Here is a 19,152-nt window from a genome sequence, read left to right as displayed (position 1 = left end):
GATGAACATGGTTGACTGATGGCGGTCGCAGCTTCTGTGTTCGTGTCAAAACTTCGCAGGAACAACGTTGCGGCCGCGGTTCCTGCGAGGTTATCGGTCGGGTGAAGTTCCGGCGACTCTGCGAGGTATGGCGGTCGTAGTCGGCCCGGGGCATCGAAAGGCGGCGCCCCGCAACCTGAAGAAAAGGAAAGATCGAGAAATGCCACAGGGAACTGTGAAGTGGTTCAACGCGGAGAAGGGGTTCGGCTTCATCGCCCCCGAAGATGGTTCCGCAGATGTTTTTGTCCACTACACGGAGATCCAGGGTTCGGGCTTCCGCACCCTTGAAGAAAATCAGAAGGTCGAGTTCGAGATCGGCCACAGCCCTAAGGGCCCCCAGGCCACCGGAGTCCGCTCGGTCTAAATCGAGCAGATTCCCCACGAATCCCCCCGTCTCGCCCCGCCTCGCGGGTCCAGGCGGGGGGTTTTCATATGCGGTGGAATTGACGCGCCCGCAATCTTCGTCGACCGCCGGCCGGGTTGCGGCGCCGCGCCGGACGCCTGAAGGCGGGGAATGACGACCTGGCTTACTGTCGGTGAGGTGAGCCAGCTTTCCTTCTTCACAGCGGAGTCGGTGCCGCCCGCGGTCGCCGATCTGTGCGGGGTGCTGGCGGCATCGGGTCAGGTCGTGACGGTTGGCTCGCCGGATGCGGGCGCCCGGCTTTCCGTCGTGGTGGACCAGCTTTGGCGGGCTGCGGGGCTGGCCGAGATGATCCGGGAGGCCGGCGTGGTGCCCGAGATCAGCCGCACCGAGGAGGGCACGCCCCTGGTACGTACGGCGGTCGACCGCTCGTTGAGCACGATCGCCACGGAGTGGACCCGCGGAGCGGTCAAGACGGTGCCGCCGCGCTGGCTGCCCGGGCCGCGCGAGCTGCGCGCGTGGACGCTGGCGGCCGGCAGCCCCGAGGGCGATCACTATCTGCTGGGGCTGGATCCACACGCACCCGACACCCACTCGCCGCTGGCGTCCGCGCTGATGCGGGTAGGGATTGCGCCCACGCTGATCGGTACTCGCGGCGGCCGGCCGGCCCTGCGGATCACCGGCCGCCGCCGGCTATCGCGCCTGGTAGAGAACGTAGGGGAACCTCCCGGCGACGCCGACGCGTTGCCGCTGTGGCCGCGGCTGTAGGCCGGCATCCGCGCGGGTCTATTACCTGCGTCTTCAGTGAGTCGGTTTGCGCAGGCCTACCCGGGGGTGCGAAATTGTCAGGTGCCCGAAGGGGAAGGAACGCCGGCGTGTCTGAATTTCGCCGGAATTTCGGATGACCGCCTGTCATTCTTCCTTCGGGGCGGTCTCGTGTGGGGCCGGGATAAGAGATGGAGCGTAAGCGCAGTTGGCTGACCCGAATTTAGACCGCGATAGCGGCGGAAATGGCAGCCCGCGGCGACTTGTGATTGTCGAGTCGCCGACCAAGGCGCGCAAACTGGCCGGTTACCTGGGCTCCAGGTACATCGTCGAATCCTCGCGCGGCCACATCCGCGACCTGCCGCGCGCCGCTGCCGACGTGCCCGCGAAGTTCAAGTCCGAACCCTGGGCGCGGCTCGGGGTCAACGTCGACGCCGACTTCGAACCGCTCTACATCATCAGCCCGGAGAAGAAGAGCACGGTCACCGAGCTCAAGGGACTGCTCAAGGACGTCGACGAGCTCTACCTGGCCACGGATGGTGACCGCGAGGGCGAGGCCATCGCCTGGCACCTGATGGAGACCCTCAAGCCGCGCATCCCGGTCAAGCGGATGGTGTTCCACGAGATCACCGAGCCGGCCATCCTGGAGGCCGCCGAAAACCCCCGTGACCTGGACATCGACTTGGTCGACGCCCAGGAAACCCGGCGCATCCTGGACCGGCTGTACGGCTACGAGGTCAGCCCCGTGCTGTGGAAGAAGGTCGCGCCCCGGCTGTCGGCGGGCCGGGTCCAGTCCGTGGCCACCCGCATCATCGTGCAGCGCGAACGCGACCGCATGGCCTTCCGCAGCGCGTCCTACTGGGACATCATCGCCCAGCTGGACGCCAGCGTGTCCGACGCGGCCGCCGCGCCGCCCACCTTCACCGCCCGGCTGACGGGCGTCGACGGCCTGCGCGTGGCCAGCGGGCGCGACTTCGACTCGCTGGGCGTGCTGCGTAACCGGGGCGGGGAGGCCGGCGCGGAAGTGATCGTGCTGGACGAGGCCGACGCGACATCGCTGGCCGCCGGCCTGCGTGGCACCCAGCTGTCGGTGTCCTCGGTGGAGGAAAAGCCGTACACGCGGCGGCCCTACGCGCCGTTCATGACGTCCACGCTGCAGCAGGAGGCCGGCCGCAAGCTGCGGTTCTCCTCGGAGCGGACGATGAGCATCGCCCAGCGCCTGTACGAAAACGGCTACATCACCTATATGCGTACCGACTCGACGACGTTGTCCGCCTCGGCGATCGACGCCGCTCGCACGCAGGCCCGGCAGCTCTACGGCGAGGAGTACGTCTCCCCGTCGCCGCGGCAGTACACCCGCAAGGTCAAGAACGCGCAGGAGGCCCACGAGGCGATCCGGCCGGCCGGTGAGACGTTCGCCACCCCGGACGCGGTGCGCCGCGAGCTCGACGGCGACGAATTCCGGCTCTACGAGCTGATCTGGCAGCGCACGGTGGCCTCGCAGATGGCCGACGCCCGCGGGACCACGCTGAGCCTGCGGATCAACGGGACTGCGGGTGGTCCCGCCGGGGAAAGGCCGGTCGTCTTCTCGGCCAGCGGCCGCACCATCACCTTCGCCGGCTTCCTGAAGGCCTACGTCGAGACCGTGGACGAGCTCGCCGGCGGCGAGGCCGACGACGCCGAGCGCCGCCTGCCCCGGCTCACCGAGGGCCAGCGGCTGGACGCCCTGGAACTCACGCCCGACGGCCACGCCACCAACCCGCCGGCGCGCTACACTGAGGCGTCGCTGGTGAAGGCTCTCGAAGAGCTGGGCATCGGGCGCCCGTCGACGTACTCGTCGATCATCAAGACAATTCAGGACCGCGGCTATGTGCACAAGAAGGGCAGCGCCCTGGTTCCCTCGTGGGTCGCATTCGCCGTAACCGGTTTGCTGGAACAGCATTTCGGCCGCCTGGTCGACTACGACTTCACCGCGGCAATGGAGGACGAGCTCGACGCCATCGCGTCGGGCAACGAGCGACGCACCAACTGGCTCAACAACTTCTACTTCGGTGGCGACCACGGCGTGCAGGACTCGGTGGCCCGCGCCGGCGGCCTCAAGAAACTGGTCGGCGTCAACCTCGAGGGCATTGACGCACGAGAAGTCAACTCCATCAAGCTCTTTGACGATGCCGAGGGCCGCACCATCTACGTGCGGGTGGGCAAGAACGGGCCCTACCTGGAGCGCACGATCACCGGTGAGGACGGTGAGCCGAAGCCGCAGCGTGCCAACCTCAACGACTCGCTGACTCCAGACGAGCTCACTCTCGAGGTGGCCGAGGAGCTGTTCGCCACCCCGCAGGAGGGGCGCTCGCTGGGCGTCGATCCGCAGACCGGTCACGAAATCGTCGCCAAGGACGGACGTTACGGGCCGTACGTGACCGAGGTCCTGCCCAAGCCCGACGATGACGGTGACGCGGCGCCGGCCAAGAAGGGTAAGAAGCCCACCGGCCCCAAGCCCCGAACGGGGTCCCTGCTGCGCACGATGGACCTGCAGACCGTCACGCTCGAGGATGCGCTGAAGCTGTTGTCGCTGCCCCGCGTTGTCGGTGTGGACCCGGCATCGGGTGATGAAATCACCGCGCAGAACGGCCGCTATGGCCCATACCTGAAGCGCGGCACCGACTCTCGATCGCTGACCAGTGAAGAGCAGCTGTTCACTATCACGCTCGACGAGGCGCTGCAGATCTACGCCCAACCGAAACGCTCTGGGCGGCAAAGTGCTTCGGCTCCCCCGCTGCGCGAGTTGGGTACCGATCCGGTGTCGGGCAAGCCAATGGTGGTCAAGGATGGGCGATTTGGGCCCTACGTCACCGACGGCGAAACGAACGCGAGCCTGCGCAAAGGCGACGACGTGATGTCGATCACCGACGCGCGCGCTTCCGAGCTGCTGGCGGATCGACGCGCCCGCGGTCCGGCGAAACGCCCGGCCCGCAAGACGACTCGCAAGGCTGTGGCCAAAACAGGGGCCAAAACAGGGGCCGCCAAAAAGGCCGCCAAGCGCAATTAGCTCGTCGGCTGTCTAGTAGCCCGGGCCGATCGACTCCGAGGACGGCTCTATGGCGGCCGCCCTGGTGGCCCGTCGGTTCACGCTGCCCGCCAGCTTCAGCGGCCGGGCCAGCTGGGTGGGGGCGCGGCGACCGCGCAGCTCGACCACTTCGCCGACGTCCCAGCACAATGCCTCGGCGTCCAACGCGCCGCTGACCGCGATCGCCGAGGCGAGCACGTGGCCGGATTCCAGCTTGGCCAGCTCGGTGAGCCGGGCCGCCTCGTTGACCGGGTCGCCGATCACCGTGTACTCGAAGCGGGCCTGCGCGCCGATGTGGCCGGCGATCGCCCGGCCGGACGACACCCCGATGCCGAACTCCGCCGAACCGATCACCGGAAGCAGCGCGTCGTGCAGCTCGCGGGCGGCCGCCAGCGCCCCACCCGGGGCGTCCGGGTGCTCGATGGGGGCGCCGAAGATCGCCAGCGCCGCGTCGCCCTGGAATTTGTTGACGAAACCGCCGTGCTTGCCAACGGTGTCCACGACCACCCGGAAGAACTCGTTGAGCAGGTGGACGACCTCGGCCGGCGGGCGGGTCGCGGCCAGCTGGGTGGAACCGACCAGGTCCACGAACAACACCGCGACGTCGCGCTCCTGGCCGCCGAGCTCGGTGCCGCGCTCCAGCGCCCGGCGGGCCACGTCCTCGCCGACGTAGCGGCCGAACAGGTCGCGCAGCCGCTGCCGCTCGGATAGGTCGCGGACCATGTCGTTGAACCCGGCCTGCAGCAGGCCGAGCTCACTGGCGTCGTAGATCTGCATGTGCGCGTTGTAGTTACCGCGCTGGACCTCCGACAGCGCCCAGCGCAGCTGGCGCAGGGGGTCGGCGATCGACATGGCCACCAGCAGCGTGCTGACGAAACCGATCGCCAGCGCCGCCAGGGCCAGCAGCAGGATCGGCGTGAACAGCCGCTCCGGGGTAGCGTGCAGCAGCGAAGCCTTGTCCGCCACCACCGCCAGCACGATCGCCAGCACCGGCACCGCGGTGGACAGCGTCCAGGTCAACAGCTGGCGCAGGATGACGCCGGGCGCCTTGACGTTGTCCGGCATACCGCTGCGCAGCGCGGCGACCGCGACCGGGCGCAGCACCCGCTCGGATTGCAGGTAGCCGATGATCGCGGTCGCGGCGGCCCCCAGCGCGGTGGCGACCGTGACGATGGGCGCCGCGTACTTGGCCACCGTCCAGGTGGCCAGCACGAACACCACCCCGCCGATGCACCAGGACACCACGCTGCTCAGCGTCCGGTAGAAGGGCATGCGCAACGCGCGGCTGCGGGCCAGCTCGGTGGCGGCCGGATCGGTTTCGGCGAGCATGTTGTCGCGGCGCTGCCAGCGGAACACCGGCACCAGCAACCTGAGGTCGACCACCAACCTGACGAGCGACACGATGACCAGCGAACCAGCGAAGACGGTCAAGTTGAGGAGCGGCAGGTCTTGCAGTTGAATACGGTCCTGGGGCGGCAGGCCGTAGCGCAGGAACCCTAGCACGAAGAGGGCGCCGATGATGTCGGCCTGCAGCGTGCTCAGCGTGAACAGCGGCCATGGGGTGCGCACCACCCACCGGACGAATGCGTTGATTCGCCCGGGCAGTGCTGCCCCGGTAGCCACCTGCCCACCGTATCGGTCGGGGGGGACTTGTCGGAAACCTCTAATTCCCTCGGCAAGTCGGCAGCACCTGGCAAAACGCCGGAAAAGGTCACGGAATTGTCGCGAAACGGTAGCCATCCGGTAGCCGTCGGCCGGTGTCATTACTGTTGCCGGTGATGTCCGGAGTGTTTACGCGGCTGGTAGGCCAGGAAGCCGTGGAGGCCGAGCTGCTCAGCGCGGCCCGCGCCGCACGCCGTGATCCTGTTCACAGCGCGACGGAGCCCGGGACTATGACACATGCCTGGCTGATCACCGGCCCGCCGGGTTCCGGGCGGTCGGTCGCGGCCCTGTGCTTCGCGGCAGCGCTGCAATGCAGTGCGGATATAGGTGACGGCGGCCCGGGCTGCGGGACCTGCCGGGCCTGCACGACGACGATGGCCGGCACGCATGCCGACGTCCGGCGGGTGATTCCCGAGGGCCTGTCGATCGGGGTGGACGAGATGCGCTCCATCGTGCAGATCGCCTCGCGCCGACCGACCACCGGGCACTGGCAGATCGTGGTGGTCGAGGACGCCGACCGGCTGACCGAGGGCGCCGCCAACGCCCTGCTGAAGGTCGTCGAGGAGCCGCCACCGTCGACGGTGTTTCTGCTGTGCGCACCGTCGGTGGACCCCGAGGACATCGCCGTCACGCTGCGATCCCGCTGCCGGCATGTCGCGCTGGTGACCCCGCCGACCGAGGCGATCGCCCGCGTGTTGGTCGACAGCGATGGTCTGGCCGCCGACACGGCGCAGTGGGCGGCGTCAGTCAGCGGCGGGCATGTCGGGCGGGCGCGCCGGCTGGCCACCGACCCGGAGGCGCGCCGGCGCCGGGAGCGCGCCCTGGGCTTGGTCCGCGACGCCGCGACGCCGTCGCGTGCCTACGCCGCCGCCGAGGAGCTGGTGGCCGCGGCCGAGACCGAGGCCGTCGTGTTGACCGCCGACCGGGCCGAGGCCGAGACCGAGGAGTTGCGAACAGCCCTGGGGGCCGGCGGGACGGGCAAGGGCACCGCGGGCGCCATGCGGGGCGCCGCGGGCGCGATCAAGGACCTCGAGCGGCGGCAGAAGTCCCGGCAGACGCGGGCGTCGCGGGATGCGCTGGACCGCGCGCTGATCGACCTGGCGACCTACTTCCGCGACGCGCTGATGGTCTCGTCCGACGCCGGGGCCGTGCAGGCCAACCACCCGGACATGGCCGAGCCGGTGGCCGCCCTGGCCGCGCATGCCGCCCCGCCGCGGTTGTTGCGCTGCATCGAGGCGGTGTTGGCGTGCCGCGAAGCGCTGGCGGTCAACGTCAAGCCCAAGTTCGCCGTCGACGCCATGGTCGCGACCATCGGCCAGCAGCTGCGGGGCTGAAGTTGGGTACGCGCGCCCGCCTGCCGTAGACTCGTGCCGCCCGGCGCGCGGGTGTGCCGCCTTAGCTCAGTCGGTAGAGCGATTCACTCGTAATGAATAGGTCGGGGGTTCGATTCCCCCAGGCGGCTCCATGTGATCGGTTGTATTCTCACCGCGATGACGAGCGTCAGCGTTATTTGTCCGACCTATCAGCGCGGTCCGCAACTGCGCCGAATGATCGGCCATTTCGAAGCGCAGACGTTCACCGGCGAATTGCAATTGATGATTCTCGACGACAGCCCCGAACCCGACGAATCGCTGGCGGCCGAGGAATACCGAAACGCGGGCATTCACTACTTTCACCGGTCGGGCCACCAGATGTCGATCGGCGCCAAGCTCAACGCCCTGATGGACGTGGCGTGCGGCGACGTCGTGATGCGCTTCGACGACGACGACTATTACGCGCCTCACTACGTCGAGCGGATGCTGGCGCTGCTCGGCGACGACGATTACCTCACCCTGAGCGGATGGTTTCTCTACAGCGAGGTCCACGCGAAATTCTGCTACTGGGAAACGGATGCGCTGTCGCCCATGCATTTCGTGGTCTCGCCGCACGACAAGTTCGTGCCCGTGTCCACCGCGGGCATGGACCCGGCGTCGGTGCGCCCGCACGTCAACGGCTACGGATTCGCCTCCGCGTGGCGGCGCAACGTCGCCGACATCGTCCGCTTTCCCAACCAGAATCACGGCGAGGATGAGCAGTTCGTCGACGACATCGTCAAGGCGGGGCTCCGGACGCGGTACGCCGCCGACGTCGAAGGTTTGGCGCTGCACCTCGTCCACCACGACAACATCTCGCGAGCGTTTCCACAGTATGTGTTGCCGGGGTTCATGCTGGCCAGATATTTCCCGGGATACGCCCCGCCCGCGGCGGACGGCTAGGCCGGCGCGAGAAAGCCGACCGGCCCCGACGCAATGCACAACGACAGCGCGGTGGTGTTGGCGCGCACCGTGATTCCGTCGCCGGCGCCCGGCACCCGGGCGAAGACCCGGTTGAGCCCCGGATGCACCGGGACCTTCACCTGCGGCCCCTCGGACAGCGACACCGTCATCGAGCCGTCGCTGTTGGCCAGATAGTTGAACTCCACCGTCCAGTCGGCGGGCAGCAACGGTCCATCCAGCAGCAGGTGGGCCGGCTTGTCCGGCTGGACGAAGTAGCCGCACTGCGGCGTCGGTCCCGGCGCGATGGTGCGCACCCACGTCACGCGCGCGGGGACCAGCCGGCCCGAGCTGTCAAACATGCGCAATTGCGTTGTCGCGGGCTCAAATTCGGGGCGGTCGTGTAGCAGGGCGAACATGTGGCTGGCGAGGTTTTCCGGGTAGGCCACCCGTTGCAACACCAGCGGATCGACCTCCTGGTCCAGCAGCGCGGCAGCAGAATTCGCTTGTGCAGCAGCTAAACTCGCTCGGGCGTGCTGCAGGTAGGGCTGTGCCGGGTTGTCGCGCCAGCTGGTCAGAAAAGTCTTCGTCGAGTACAGGCTGCTGGCCACGAACAACACCGCCAAACCCGTCGTCACGACCGCGCGCCGGCGCGAGGCATCCAGCCAGCCCGCACCCGGCGAGCGGTTCGGGGCGCACAGCGCCACGGCGGCCAACAGCGCCAGCACCACCACCAGGTCCGGGAGGTACCGCAGGGTCTGCGCCAGTTCCAGCGCGGTGAACCGCGACGACCGCAGCAGATAGATCGGCACCTGGCATGCCGCGGTGTATGCGGCCGCGGTCAGCCACACCGCGCCGATGCGTTCCTTGCGGATCAGCGACAGCGCCAGCACCCCCGCCAGCACCACCCAGCCCAGGATCATCACCGCCGGCGGCGGCGTGGCCCACGGCGATGACGGTGCCCAGCGGTCCCAGTGCCACGGCCCGCCGGCCAGCCCGGGAACGATGCCGTGAGTGATCGAGCGCGAGAGCAGATCCCACGTCATCGCCAGGTCGAAGCTCCAGCGGCCGTGGTTGACCACGACGAGATAGACCGCGATCCAGGCCGCGGTGATCAGCAGCGAGCCGATCCACAGCGGGCGCCCGGCCCGCCACACGGTCCGCAGCGCCGACCGCTCCCCCCGGACGTGACACAGCAGGGCGGCCACCCCGAACGCCACGAACGGAATCACCGCGGCCTTCTCGAAGAACAGCAGCCCACCGAAGTAGACGCCCACGCCCGTCGCCGCGTAGCGCCGGTCGCCGGTGCGGACCAGCAGGATCGCGTCGGCGCTCACCCACGACAGCGCCGCCAGCATCGGCAGCGAGTTCAGCGCGGCCGCCCACCACGCAAACCCCGGCACCGCCAGCGGCGTGAACAGCACGAACGTCAGCGGGATCAGCAACACGGGCCGCCAGCCCAGGATCACGTGCAGCGCGCGCAACAGCGTCAGCGAGGCCAGCAGCTGCAGCACCACCAGGCTGATCGCGGGACCGGTCCAATTCAGCGGCGCCAACCGGGTGATCGCCCCGGCAACCAGAAAGGCGGCCGGCATCACGTGGCCGTCGTGGTCGTCGAACAAGTACGACGGCGACAGCAGGCCCTGGGTGCCGGCCTTTCCGACGAGAATCAGGTCGTCCCAGTAGAAATAGCCGCGGAAGGCGAGCACCGCCCGGACCGCCAGCTGCACCACGACCAGCACGGCTGCCATGGCCGCTAGGTATGGTGGGCCGGTGCGCGCACTGGTCACCGGGGCAGCCGGATTCATCGGGTCGACGCTAGTCGACCGCCTACTGGCCGACGGTCACACCGTGGTCGGACTCGACAACTTCGCGACCGGCCGGGCGACCAACATCGAGCATCTGGCCGACAATCCCGCACACGTCTTCGTCGAGGCCGACATCGTGACCTCGGACCTCGAGGCCATCCTCGGCGAGCATCGGCCCGAGGTGGTGTTTCACCTGGCGGCCCAGATCGATGTGCGGAAGTCGGTGGCCAACCCGCAATTCGACGCCTCGGTCAACGTGGTCGGCACGGTGCGGCTGGCCGAGGCCGCGCGGCGCACGGGTGTGCGCAAGATCGTGCACACTTCGTCGGGCGGGTCCATCTACGGCACGCCGCCGCAGTACCCGACTCCCGAGTCGGTGGCATGCGATCCGTGGTCGCCGTATGCCGCGGGCAAGGTGGCCGGGGAGATCTACCTGAACACCTTCCGGCATCTCTATGATCTGGACTGCTCACACATCGCGCCGGCGAATGTGTATGGGCCACGCCAGGATCCGCACGGCGAGGCGGGGGTGGTGGCGATCTTTGCCCAGGGGCTGTTGTCGGGCACGACGACCAAGGTGTTCGGCGACGGCAGCAACACCCGCGACTACGTGTTCGTCGACGACGTGGTCGACGCCTTCGTCAAAGCCTCCGGCGACGCGGGTGGCGGGCAGCGTTTCAACGTCGGCACCGGCATCGAAACCTCGGACCGGCAACTGCATTCGGCCGTGGCCGCGGCCGTCGGCGGACCCGACGACCCGGAATTTCACCCGCCGCGGCTGGGTGACCTCAAACGGTCCTGCCTTGACATCAGCTCAGCCGCAGCGGTTTTGGGCTGGGAGCCCAAGGTGGCGCTGGACGAAGGGGTGCGCCGCACCGTCGAGTACTTCCGGTCAATCCAGGGCTCGTAGCGCTACTCGGGCGCCTGGGCGCCCTCGAGGGCGACGGCGCGGGCCAGCCGCGCGTAGCGCAGCTCCAGGTCCTTGAACCGCAGGTAGGTGCTCAGCGTCGTGAAACTGAAGGCCATGATCAGTGCGTAGAGCATCAGGTCGGTGCCGCGGCGCACCCCGAACCAGTGCGCGACCACGGTGGTGTCGTCGGGCCGCAGCACGGCGTAGATACCGGCCAGCACGAAGAGCACGTAGCCGACCTTGACCCAGGCTTTCGACCGCGAGCTTCGGCGCGAGCGCAACAGGTACACCAGCAGCGCGACGATCGACCCGATCAGCAGCACCTGAATCCAGTTCATCTCGGAAGCCTCCCTCGCAGGAACCCGTCGAAGATGATGTTGACCCCGTTGAGCAGGGGCTGACCCTTCGACTTCGAGTATTCGGTGTAGAGCACCTCAACGGGCTCTTCGGCTACGCGCCAATGATTTTCGGCGATCAGCAAGATGAATTCGTTAGCGTGGCTCATGCCGCTCATGGTGATGTCCAGCCCGTCGGCGACCTTCTTGTTGAACACCCGCAGGCCGTTGTTGGTATCGGTCAGGCCCAGTCGCCGGCCGCGCCGGCTCAAGCGCGCGGCCGTGCGCAACACCAGTGCCTTCAGAAATGGCGGCCGGTCGCCGCCCGGGTTGGCGAACCGGGTCCCGATGACGATGTCGACGCCGCCGGCGCGCACCCGCTCGACCATCGCGGCCAGATCCTTGACGCGGTGCTGCCCGTCGGCGTCGAACGTGGCGAAGATCTGCGCGCCGGGCTGGCGGCGGGCGTATTCGACGCCGGTCTGGATCGCCGCGCCCTGACCCAGGTTGACCGGATGGCGCACCAGGTGTGCCCCGGCCCGGTGGGCGATCTCGCCGGTGCCGTCGGTGCTGCCGTCGTCGACACACACGACGTTGGGAAAGACCGCGCGCACATCGGCGACGACCTCGCCGATGACCGCGGCTTCGTTGAAGGCCGGAATGACGATCCAGACGCCCGAGTGATCTCTTTCGATGCTCACAGGTTAGCCAGGATCACCCGCCGGGGCGCCCGACGCGCGCCAGCGCCAGCAGGTGCACGCCGATGCCCACCAGCGGGCCGCACAGCAGGCCGAGCACGGTGCGGATCTCCAGCTGCAGCGGCAGCATGAGCAACAGGCCCGCCGCCGCGGTCGCGCCGACCCAGCCCAGCGAATAGGCGCGGTGCAGCGCGGCCGCGACGGCGGCGGCCCCGGTGAGCGTCAGCAGCGCGATCGCCACCGCGGCGCCCGTCAACCAGGCCAGCAGCGTGGCGCTCGCGTCGTACTGAGCCCCGAACGCCACCCGTAGCAGCCACGGACCCACGAGTGCGGCCGCGACCACCCCGACGGCGCCGATTGCGACGACGATCGCCGCCGGGGTGATCAGCGCCCGCAGCCGGTTGGCGCGTTCGTCGACGAAGTGCGCGATCAGGTTGCCTTGCATGGCGGTCAGCGGAACCAGCAGCGGCGTGCGGGTCAGCATCACGGCCAGGATGATCACGCCGCCCTGGGCGCCCAGTTCGGTCGAGGTCAGTTTGAGCAGCACCGGAAAGCCCATCACCAGAATCGCGCTCGCGCCGGCGGCCGTCATCGAGTGGGCGGTGCCGCGCAGGAACGTCGTCAGGCTGCCCGGCGTCAGGACGCGGGCCGCGGCGCGGGCCGACGGCGAGGCGGCCAGCAGCACGAACCACGCCACCGCGCCCGCCACCGTCGCCCACAGGAATCCGGCCAGGCCCCAGCCGAGCGCGAACGCGGCCACGGCGACTGCCAGCCGGATCAGCACGTCGGTGACCATCAGCGCCGCATAGTGTGTCCACCGGTCCGTGCCGGCCAACATGCCGAGCAGCCCGGAGTGCAGGCAGAAACCGGCCAGGCCGGCGGCCAGGAGCACGACCGACAACCAGCGGGCCTCGACGAACACCCGCCCGCTCCACAGCGGCGAACTGCCCACGATGACGGCGGCGGCGACCACGGCGACCAGGGCGGCGACCCGCAGGGGATGGGTGTGCGTCTCTCCGGGACCGGGCCGGACCTCGACGTAGCGGGTGGCGCGGACCTCGCGGGTGGTCTCCTGCAGCAGGCCGTTGGCGGCGCCGCCCACCAGGCCGATCGCTCCCCAGAACACGCCGAACACGGAGAAGCCGCCGGGTGCCAGGCCGCGCGCCGCCAAGTAGATCAACGCGTAGCCGCACACGGCCGTGACAGCGGTCGCGGCACCGACCCGGGCCACGCTTGCGCGGGTGACCGGCCCCTGGGGCGTGCCCGTGACGTCGGGAGCACCCGGGGGGGACGCCGCGCCGCCGACTTCGGTCACCGCAGCGGCACTTTCCGTCGAGCGATCCGAGGTGTTGCCACAATTTGAAAATAGTAAGTGCGCCGCTACCGCAAACCTGCGACGACAATCAGCTTCGCTAGTGTGGGCGGCTGTCAGGAAGGACCCATGGCAGCCCTACGCGTCTTCGGCTTGTCGCTTTTGGTGACCGCGCTGGCGCTGGTGGCCGGATATGCCCATGGCGGCCTCAACGCGTTGTTCTTGCTGGTGGCGTTGGGCGTTCTCGAGGTGTCGCTGTCGTTCGACAACGCCATCATCAACGCCTCGATCCTGCGGCGGCTGAGCCGGTTCTGGCGGCAGATGTTCCTGACCGTCGGGATTCTCGTCGCGGTGTTCGGGATGCGACTCGCCTTTCCGCTGCTGCTGGTCTGGGCGACCGCCGGCGTCAGCCCCGTCCGCGCGTTCGAGCTGGCCCTGAACCCGCCGGCACACGGCGGGCTGGAGTACCCCGACGGCTCACCCAGCTACGAGAAGCTGCTCGTGGCGGCGCATCCGCAGATCGCGGCCTTCGGCGGGATCTTCCTGTTGATGCTGTTCCTGGATTTCCTCGTCCAGGACCGAGACATCAAGTGGCTTAAGTGGATTGAGATTCCGTTCGCTCGTATCGGTCGTCTCGGCCAGGTGGCGGTGGCCGTGGCCGTCGCCGCGTTGGTGCTTGCCGGTACGACGTTGACGCACTCCAGCGACGAGCGTGCGGCGGTGCTCACGGCCGGGTTGCTGGGCTTGGTGACCTACCTGGTCGTCAACGGCTTGAGTCGGGCGTTTCGGCCGCCGGATCTCGAAGCGGCGCCGGGCGGCACGGCGCTGGCGGTCGGCCGGGCCGGCCTGACGCTGTTCATCTACCTCGAGGTGCTCGACGCCGCCTTCTCCTTCGACGGGGTCACCGGCGCCTTCGCGATCACGTCGGATCCGATCGTCATCGCGCTGGGGCTCGGGGTGGTGGGCTCGATGTTCGTCCGTTCCATCACCATCTATCTGGTGGAGCAGGAAACGCTGGAGCGGTACGTGTACCTGGAACACGGCGCGCACTGGGCGATCGGCGCGCTGTCGGTGATCATGCTGCTCTCGATCGACCCGCACCTGGAAATCCCCGAAGCCCTCACCGCCTCGGTGGGGGTGGTATTCATCGGGGCTGCGCTGACCTGGAGCGTGTTGCGTAACCGGCGAATCACCAAGGCCGCCTGAGGTTTACGCCTCGATCTGCCCGGCGATGCGTCGTTCGATGCTGGCCCGCGCGGGCGGCGGCAGCACAACAAGGCCGTCGAGTTCCCTGGTCGCCCGCGCATAGGCCTGCTGCCGTTCCTCGCGCGTCGCGGCCTCGTCCTGCGCCAGGTGCAGCAGGTTCTGGGCGCGGGCCATCCGCTGCTGTTCGTCCTCGGAGAAGTCGCTGCGCCGCCGGCGAATCGCCTCGGACTCGGCGATCTCGAACGCGCTGATGTACTCGTGCACGGCGTCGCGGTAGGCCAGCTGCCCATCCCGATTCCCGGCCAGGTCCTCGGGCCGGTCCGGGCGCAGCAGATCCGCGTGCCGCTTCGCCTTGTGGAAGGCGATGGTCAGTGGGTCGCGCATGTCGGTCATCAACGGGAAGTCGAGCAACTTTGCGATGTCGACCTCATAGTCGAGCCAGCGGGCGTCTGCTCGGCTGTGCGCCGCAACGAGTTTCGCGAGTTCGCGGCGGGTGTTCTCCGCGTTGTCGCGGGTGCGACCGGAGGCTTGGGCCACCGCGATCTTGGTCTGTTGCTTGAGGCGGTACCGCTCCATCCGGCGCTCGGCGCGACGCTCGTTGGCGGTGGCCACTGCCCTGATGCCAGTGCCGATCGCGCCGCCCGCCGGGAAGATGAGCCACCAGAAATTCGCCGCGAAATGCAAGAGCGGGGTCACATCGCCAGGATGCCACCGAAAATCGCCGGGCGGTTAAGCCAGCAGCGTTAGTGCCCTTCGGCTTTGAACCGCTCGATCGAACGCTCGATCTCGGCCTCGGCCTCGGCGCGGCCAACCCAGTCGGCGGCCTTGACGAACTTGCCCGGTTCCAGGTCCTTGTAGTGGACGAAGAAGTGCTTGATGACGTCCAGCTCGAAGGCCGGCACCTCGCCGATGTCCTGAATGTGGTCCCACCGGTGGTCGCCGGCCGGCACACACAGCACCTTGTCGTCGCCGCCCTTCTCGTCGGTCATCCGGAACATGCCCACCGGGCGCGCCTCCACGATGACCCCGGGGAACACCGGCTGGGGCAGCAGCACCATCGCGTCCAGCGGGTCGCCGTCCTCGCCGAGGGTGTCCTCGATGAACCCGTAGTCGGTCGGGTAGACCATCGACGTGTAGAGGTAGCGGTCGAGCCGCAACCGTCCGGTCTCGTGGTCGACCTCGTACTTGTTCCGCTGGCCTTTCGGGATCTCAATGACCACGTCGAATTGCACTGTTTGCGCTCCTTCAGGAAGAAACTGTCTCGCCTGCCCCGGCTAGATCAGTTGCATTGCGGGTTCACCCTAGCCGAGAGGTCGACAGGCCGGATCGTTCGGCAGAATGGGATCAAACAGTCAGGAGATTCATGGGTTCCACACGCCGGCGGAGATCCACCCACGTGTTCTTCGGGTTAGCCGTGCTGGCGTTTGTCGCGGCCGTGGTGGCGGCGGCTCTGTTCTTCACGACGGGCGGGCCCGGCTCCGGCGGAGCCCGGGCGTCGGTTCAGCCGCCGCGGCCCCCGACCGTGAAGCCGGGTATGGTGCCCGTCGCCGACACCGCCGAGGCGCCCAGCGCCGGCGGGCTGGCCGCCGCCCTGGCGCCGGTCGCCGCCGACCCGAACCTGGGCACTCTCGGCGGCCGCGTCACCGACGCCCTCACCGGAAAAGAGCTGTGGCAGGTGGCCGACGGCCTGCCGTTGGTGCCGGCGTCGACCAACAAGGTGCTGACCGCGACCGCGGCCCTGCTGACGCTGGACACTCAGGCCCGGATCAGTACCCGGGTCGTGGCGGGCGGCCAGAATGCCCAGGGACCCGTCGTGCTGGTCGGTGCCGGGGATCCGACACTGTCGGCGGCGCCGCCCGGCGTGGACACCTGGTACCGGGGCGCGGCGCGCATCAGCGACCTCGTCGAACAGATCCGCCGCAGCGGCGTAACGCCGACGGCGGTTCAGGTGGACACCTCGGCGTTCACCGGTCCGACGCTGGCGCAGGGCTGGGACCCGGCCGACGTCGACAACGGTGATATCGCGCCGGTCGAGTCGGCGATGATCGATGCGGGCCGCATCCAGCCGAGCACCGTCGACTCGCGGCGGTCGAGGACGCCGGCGCTGGACGCCGGGCGGGAGCTGGCTAAAGCGCTCGGCCTGGACCCCGGGGCGGTGACGATCGCGCAGGCGCCGTCGGGGGCGAGGCAGCTGGCTGTCGTGCAGTCGGGGCCGCTGATGCTGCGACTGTCCGAGATGATGGAGCATTCCGACAACGTGCTGGCCGAATGCATCGCCCGCGAGGTGGCAGCCGCGATCAACCGGCCGCGCAGCTTCGCCGGCGCGGTCGACGCGGTGACCAATCGGCTGAGCACCGCGCACATCGACACCGGCGGTGCCGCGCTGCAGGATTCCAGCGGCCTCTCGGTCGACGACCGGCTGACGGCCATGACGCTGGACGGCACGGTGCAGGCGGCGGCGGGGCCGGATCAGCCCGCGCTGCGGCCGCTGCTGGACCTGCTGCCGATCGCCGGCGGCAGCGGGACGCTCGCCGACCGCTTCGTCGACCAGGCGACCAACCAGGGCCCGGCCGGCTGGCTGCGCGCCAAGACGGGCTCGCTGACCGCCATCAATTCGCTGGTCGGCGTCGTCACCGACCGCACCGGGCGGGTGCTGACGTTCGCGTTCATCTCCAACGCCGCCGGTCCCAACGGCCGCAACGCGGTAGACGCGCTGGCCGCTCGGCTGTGGACGTGCGGGTGCTCATGACGGCCTCCACCGACCTGACCATTGGTAACGCCGTCGACTGGCGGTTCGCCGCGACCGTCGCCCAGCGGCTGACCCGGCCGGCGCCCCTTTCCAGCGACTACACCCGCCGCCAGGTGATCGCCGAGCTGGCCAGTTCGGCCACGAAGGCCGAACCGCTGGTGCGTGACGTGACGGGTCTGATCACCGAGGGAGAGATCCCGGCGGCCCGCGTCATCGACCGCATCGAGTGGGTCGCGGCGGCCGCCGAGTCGATGCGGCTGATGACCAACGGGGCCGAGAAGCCACGCGGGTTTCTCACCGGCCGGATCACCGGGGCGCAGACGGGCGCCGTGCTGGCGTTCGTGTCCTCCGGGATCCTCGGCCAGTACGACCCGTTCGCGGCCGAACGGGAGGGCTGCCTGCTGCTGGTGTATCCCAACGTCATCGCCGTCGAGCGGCAGCTGCACATCGAGCCCGCCGACTTCCGGCTGTGGGTCTGCCTGCACGAGGTGACGCATCGCGTCCAGTTCACCGCCAACCGCTGGCTCACCGGATACATGTCGCAGGCGCTGGCGCTGCTCACCCAGGATGCCGGCGACGACATCGGGCAGGTGGCCGGCCGGCTCGCCGACTATGTGCGCAACCGCGGGGTGCGCCCTGCCGACACCGAGGGCGGCGCGCCGGGGATCCTCGGCGTGGTGCGCGCCGTGCAGTCCGAGCCGCAGCGGCAGGCGCTGGATCAGCTGCTGGTGCTCGGCACCCTGCTGGAGGGCCACGCCGACCACGTCATGGACGCGGTCGGGCCTGCCGTGGTGCCGTCGGTGGCCGCCATCCGCCGCCGCTTCGACGAACGCCGCAACCGCAAGCAGCCGCCGCTGCAGCGGCTGCTGCGCGCGCTGCTCGGCCTGGACGCCAAGCTCAGCCAGTACACCCGGGGCAAGGCGTTCGTCGACCACGTGGTGGGCCGGGTCGGAATGGCGCGGTTCAACACCATCTGGTCGAGCCCGGACACGCTGCCCCTGCCCGACGAGATCGAACACCCACAGCGATGGATCGACAGGGTGCTGTAGGACAGCTGCGCGCGGCTGTCGAGACGTTCGCCCGTACCCATCTGGCCACCGCGGGGCAATGGTGCGTGGCGCTGTCCGGCGGCCCGGATTCGTTGGCGTTGACCGCCGTTGCCGCGCAGTTGCGGCCCACCACCGTGTGTGTCGTCGATCACGGCCTGCAACCCGATTCGGCCGCGATCGCCGAGACCGCCCGGGCCCAGGCGATGGCGCTGGGATGCGTTGACGCACAAGTGATTTGCGTGCGGGTAGGCAACGAGGGCGGACCCGAGGCCGCGGCCCGGGCCGCCCGCTACGCCGCGCTGAGCGCATACCAGGCCGGGCCGGTGCTGTTGGCGCACACGTTGGACGACCAGGCCGAGACGGTGTTGCTCGGGCTGGGCCGCGGCTCCGGGCCGCGTTCGATCGCCGGGATGCGCCCGCACGATCCGCCGTGGTGCCGGCCGTTGCTCGGGGTGCGGCGGGCCACCACGCACGCCGCGTGCCGGGAACTGGGTCTGGCGCCCTGGCAGGACCCGCACAACAGCGACCCTCGGTTCACCCGCACCCGGCTGCGCCTCGAGGTGCTGCCGCTGCTGGAGGAGGTGCTGGGTGGCGGGGTCGCCGAGGCGCTGGCCCGCACCGCGATCGCGCTGCGCGAGGACACCGACCTGATCGACGCGCTCGCCGCTGACGCGTTGTCCGGGGCGGCCGACGGGGCCGGGCTGCGGGTGCAGGTGCTGGCGGGGTTGCCGGACCCGGTCCGGCGGCGGGTGATTCGCGGCTGGCTGCTGGCCGGCGGGGCGACGGGGCTGACCGACAGGCAGATCCGCGGGGTGGACGCGCTGGTCACCACGTGGCGCGGACAGGGTGGCGTGGCGGTGGGATCGGCGCTGCGTGGCGAGCGGTTGGTCGCGGCGCGGCGCGATGCCATGCTCGCCATGCATCGCGAGCCGGTATAGA

17 protein-coding genes and 1 tRNA gene are annotated in these 19,152 nt (G+C 69.3%); 11 read left to right on the top strand and 7 right to left on the bottom strand.

Going from position 1 to position 19,152, the window contains the following annotated elements:
• Positions 1–199: 199 nt before the first annotated feature.
• The 3 genes from cspA to topA all read left to right on the top strand — a co-directional run bounded on the left by cspA (position 200) and on the right by topA (position 4,214).
• Positions 200–403: a cold shock protein CspA gene (gene cspA, locus MSG_RS22995; RefSeq protein ID WP_007166602.1), complete on the top strand. Its 204-nt coding sequence runs from the start codon at positions 200–202 to the stop codon at positions 401–403.
• Positions 404–580: 177 nt separating this feature from the next.
• The gene (locus MSG_RS22990; RefSeq protein ID WP_096443318.1) at positions 581–1,168 is read left to right on the top strand and encodes a hypothetical protein; all 588 of its coding nucleotides are present in this window, start codon (positions 581–583) and stop codon (positions 1,166–1,168) included.
• 205 nt (positions 1,169–1,373) lie between these two features.
• Positions 1,374–4,214, top strand: coding sequence for a type I DNA topoisomerase (gene topA / locus MSG_RS22985; RefSeq protein WP_096443316.1), 2,841 nt, complete (start codon positions 1,374–1,376; stop codon positions 4,212–4,214).
• 12 nt (positions 4,215–4,226) lie between these two features.
• Here the strand turns inward: topA and MSG_RS22980 are convergent, their stop codons facing one another.
• Positions 4,227–5,900 (bottom strand): adenylate/guanylate cyclase domain-containing protein, encoded by a 1,674-nt coding sequence (locus MSG_RS22980; protein ID WP_232011329.1) that lies wholly within the window; start codon positions 5,898–5,900, stop codon positions 4,227–4,229.
• A gap of 110 nt (positions 5,901–6,010) precedes the next feature.
• Between MSG_RS22980 and MSG_RS22975 the strand changes: the two genes are divergently transcribed.
• From MSG_RS22975 to MSG_RS22965, 3 genes are all read left to right on the top strand, one after another.
• Positions 6,011–7,228 (top strand): DNA polymerase III subunit delta', encoded by a 1,218-nt coding sequence (locus tag MSG_RS22975; RefSeq protein ID WP_096444744.1) that lies wholly within the window; start codon positions 6,011–6,013, stop codon positions 7,226–7,228.
• A gap of 55 nt (positions 7,229–7,283) precedes the next feature.
• Positions 7,284–7,359 (top strand) — tRNA-Thr (locus MSG_RS22970).
• A 25-nt stretch (positions 7,360–7,384) separates the two neighbouring features.
• Positions 7,385–8,149 (top strand): glycosyltransferase family 2 protein, encoded by a 765-nt coding sequence (locus MSG_RS22965; protein ID WP_142404480.1) that lies wholly within the window; start codon positions 7,385–7,387, stop codon positions 8,147–8,149.
• On the opposite strand, the gene MSG_RS22960 is transcribed toward MSG_RS22965, so the two are convergent.
• On the bottom strand, positions 8,146–9,897 hold the full coding sequence (locus MSG_RS22960) for a hypothetical protein (protein ID WP_096443312.1): 1,752 nt from the start codon (positions 9,895–9,897) through the stop codon (positions 8,146–8,148). The two genes, MSG_RS22965 and MSG_RS22960, sit on opposite strands and share 4 nt — an antisense overlap.
• A 22-nt stretch (positions 9,898–9,919) precedes the next feature.
• Here MSG_RS22960 and MSG_RS22955 point away from each other — a divergent pair, with 22 nt between their 5' ends.
• The gene (locus tag MSG_RS22955) at positions 9,920–10,864 is read left to right on the top strand and encodes a GDP-mannose 4,6-dehydratase (protein ID WP_162899268.1); all 945 of its coding nucleotides are present in this window, start codon (positions 9,920–9,922) and stop codon (positions 10,862–10,864) included.
• Between the two features lie 2 nt (positions 10,865–10,866).
• Here the strand turns inward: MSG_RS22955 and MSG_RS22950 are convergent, their stop codons facing one another.
• From MSG_RS22950 to MSG_RS22940, 3 genes are read right to left on the bottom strand one after another with little or no spacing between them, the layout of a single operon-like run.
• Entirely contained in the window at positions 10,867–11,202 is a 336-nt protein-coding gene (locus MSG_RS22950; RefSeq protein ID WP_096443308.1) for a DUF2304 domain-containing protein, read from the bottom strand.
• Complete coding sequence (locus MSG_RS22945) at positions 11,199–11,900, bottom strand: glycosyltransferase family 2 protein (protein ID WP_096443306.1); 702 nt, start codon at positions 11,898–11,900, stop codon at positions 11,199–11,201. Before MSG_RS22945 ends, MSG_RS22950 begins: the two co-directional genes overlap by 4 nt.
• Positions 11,901–11,913: 13 nt before the next feature.
• Positions 11,914–13,212 carry a hypothetical protein gene (locus MSG_RS22940; RefSeq protein ID WP_096443304.1) on the bottom strand — a complete coding sequence of 433 codons (1,299 nt, stop codon included), beginning with the start codon at positions 13,210–13,212 and terminating at the stop codon, positions 11,914–11,916.
• 126 nt (positions 13,213–13,338) lie between these two features.
• On the opposite strand from MSG_RS22940, the gene MSG_RS22935 reads away from it, so the two are divergent.
• Entirely contained in the window at positions 13,339–14,415 is a 1,077-nt protein-coding gene (locus tag MSG_RS22935; RefSeq protein ID WP_096443302.1) for a DUF475 domain-containing protein, read from the top strand.
• A 3-nt stretch (positions 14,416–14,418) separates the two neighbouring features.
• Here MSG_RS22935 and MSG_RS22930 read toward each other — a convergent pair whose 3' ends face one another.
• On the bottom strand, positions 14,419–15,111 hold the full coding sequence (locus MSG_RS22930; protein ID WP_096443300.1) for a hypothetical protein: 693 nt from the start codon (positions 15,109–15,111) through the stop codon (positions 14,419–14,421).
• Between the two features lie 47 nt (positions 15,112–15,158).
• The gene (locus MSG_RS22925; RefSeq protein ID WP_096443298.1) at positions 15,159–15,647 is read right to left on the bottom strand and encodes an inorganic diphosphatase; all 489 of its coding nucleotides are present in this window, start codon (positions 15,645–15,647) and stop codon (positions 15,159–15,161) included.
• 131 nt (positions 15,648–15,778) lie between these two features.
• Between MSG_RS22925 and dacB the strand changes: the two genes are divergently transcribed.
• The 3 genes from dacB to tilS are packed head-to-tail and all read left to right on the top strand — an operon-like array spanning position 15,779 to position 19,151.
• On the top strand, positions 15,779–17,164 hold the full coding sequence (dacB, locus tag MSG_RS22920) for a D-alanyl-D-alanine carboxypeptidase/D-alanyl-D-alanine endopeptidase (protein WP_096443296.1): 1,386 nt from the start codon (positions 15,779–15,781) through the stop codon (positions 17,162–17,164).
• Positions 17,161–18,213: a zinc-dependent metalloprotease gene (locus tag MSG_RS22915; protein ID WP_096444743.1), complete on the top strand. Its 1,053-nt coding sequence runs from the start codon at positions 17,161–17,163 to the stop codon at positions 18,211–18,213. Before dacB ends, MSG_RS22915 begins: the two co-directional genes overlap by 4 nt.
• Positions 18,192–19,151: a tRNA lysidine(34) synthetase TilS gene (gene tilS, locus MSG_RS22910; RefSeq protein ID WP_096443294.1), complete on the top strand. Its 960-nt coding sequence runs from the start codon at positions 18,192–18,194 to the stop codon at positions 19,149–19,151. The genes MSG_RS22915 and tilS overlap by 22 nt, the downstream gene beginning before the upstream one ends.
• Position 19,152: the final 1 nt, after the last annotated feature.

This window comes from Mycobacterium shigaense (assembly GCF_002356315.1).
GTDB classification, from domain to species: domain Bacteria; phylum Actinomycetota; class Actinomycetes; order Mycobacteriales; family Mycobacteriaceae; genus Mycobacterium; species Mycobacterium shigaense.
The sequence above is the reverse complement of the archived record's forward strand: the minus strand, read 5'-3'. Positions and strand labels throughout refer to the sequence as shown.

Excerpts from the sequence above, each read along its gene's own strand:
- cspA (WP_007166602.1), top strand. The coding sequence starts at position 200 with ATGCCACAGGGAACTGTGAAGTGGTTCAACGCGGAGAAGGGGTTCGGC.
- MSG_RS22960 (WP_096443312.1), bottom strand. The coding sequence starts at position 9,897 with ATGGCAGCCGTGCTGGTCGTGGTGCAGCTGGCGGTCCGGGCGGTGCTC.
- MSG_RS22965 (WP_142404480.1), top strand. The coding sequence starts at position 7,385 with ATGACGAGCGTCAGCGTTATTTGTCCGACCTATCAGCGCGGTCCGCAA.
- MSG_RS22950 (WP_096443308.1), bottom strand. The coding sequence starts at position 11,202 with ATGAACTGGATTCAGGTGCTGCTGATCGGGTCGATCGTCGCGCTGCTG.
- MSG_RS22915 (WP_096444743.1), top strand. The coding sequence starts at position 17,161 with ATGACGGCCTCCACCGACCTGACCATTGGTAACGCCGTCGACTGGCGG.
- tilS (WP_096443294.1), top strand. The coding sequence starts at position 18,192 with ATGGATCGACAGGGTGCTGTAGGACAGCTGCGCGCGGCTGTCGAGACG.
- MSG_RS22935 (WP_096443302.1), top strand. The coding sequence starts at position 13,339 with ATGGCAGCCCTACGCGTCTTCGGCTTGTCGCTTTTGGTGACCGCGCTG.
- MSG_RS22975 (WP_096444744.1), top strand. The coding sequence starts at position 6,011 with ATGTCCGGAGTGTTTACGCGGCTGGTAGGCCAGGAAGCCGTGGAGGCC.
- dacB (WP_096443296.1), top strand. The coding sequence starts at position 15,779 with ATGGGTTCCACACGCCGGCGGAGATCCACCCACGTGTTCTTCGGGTTA.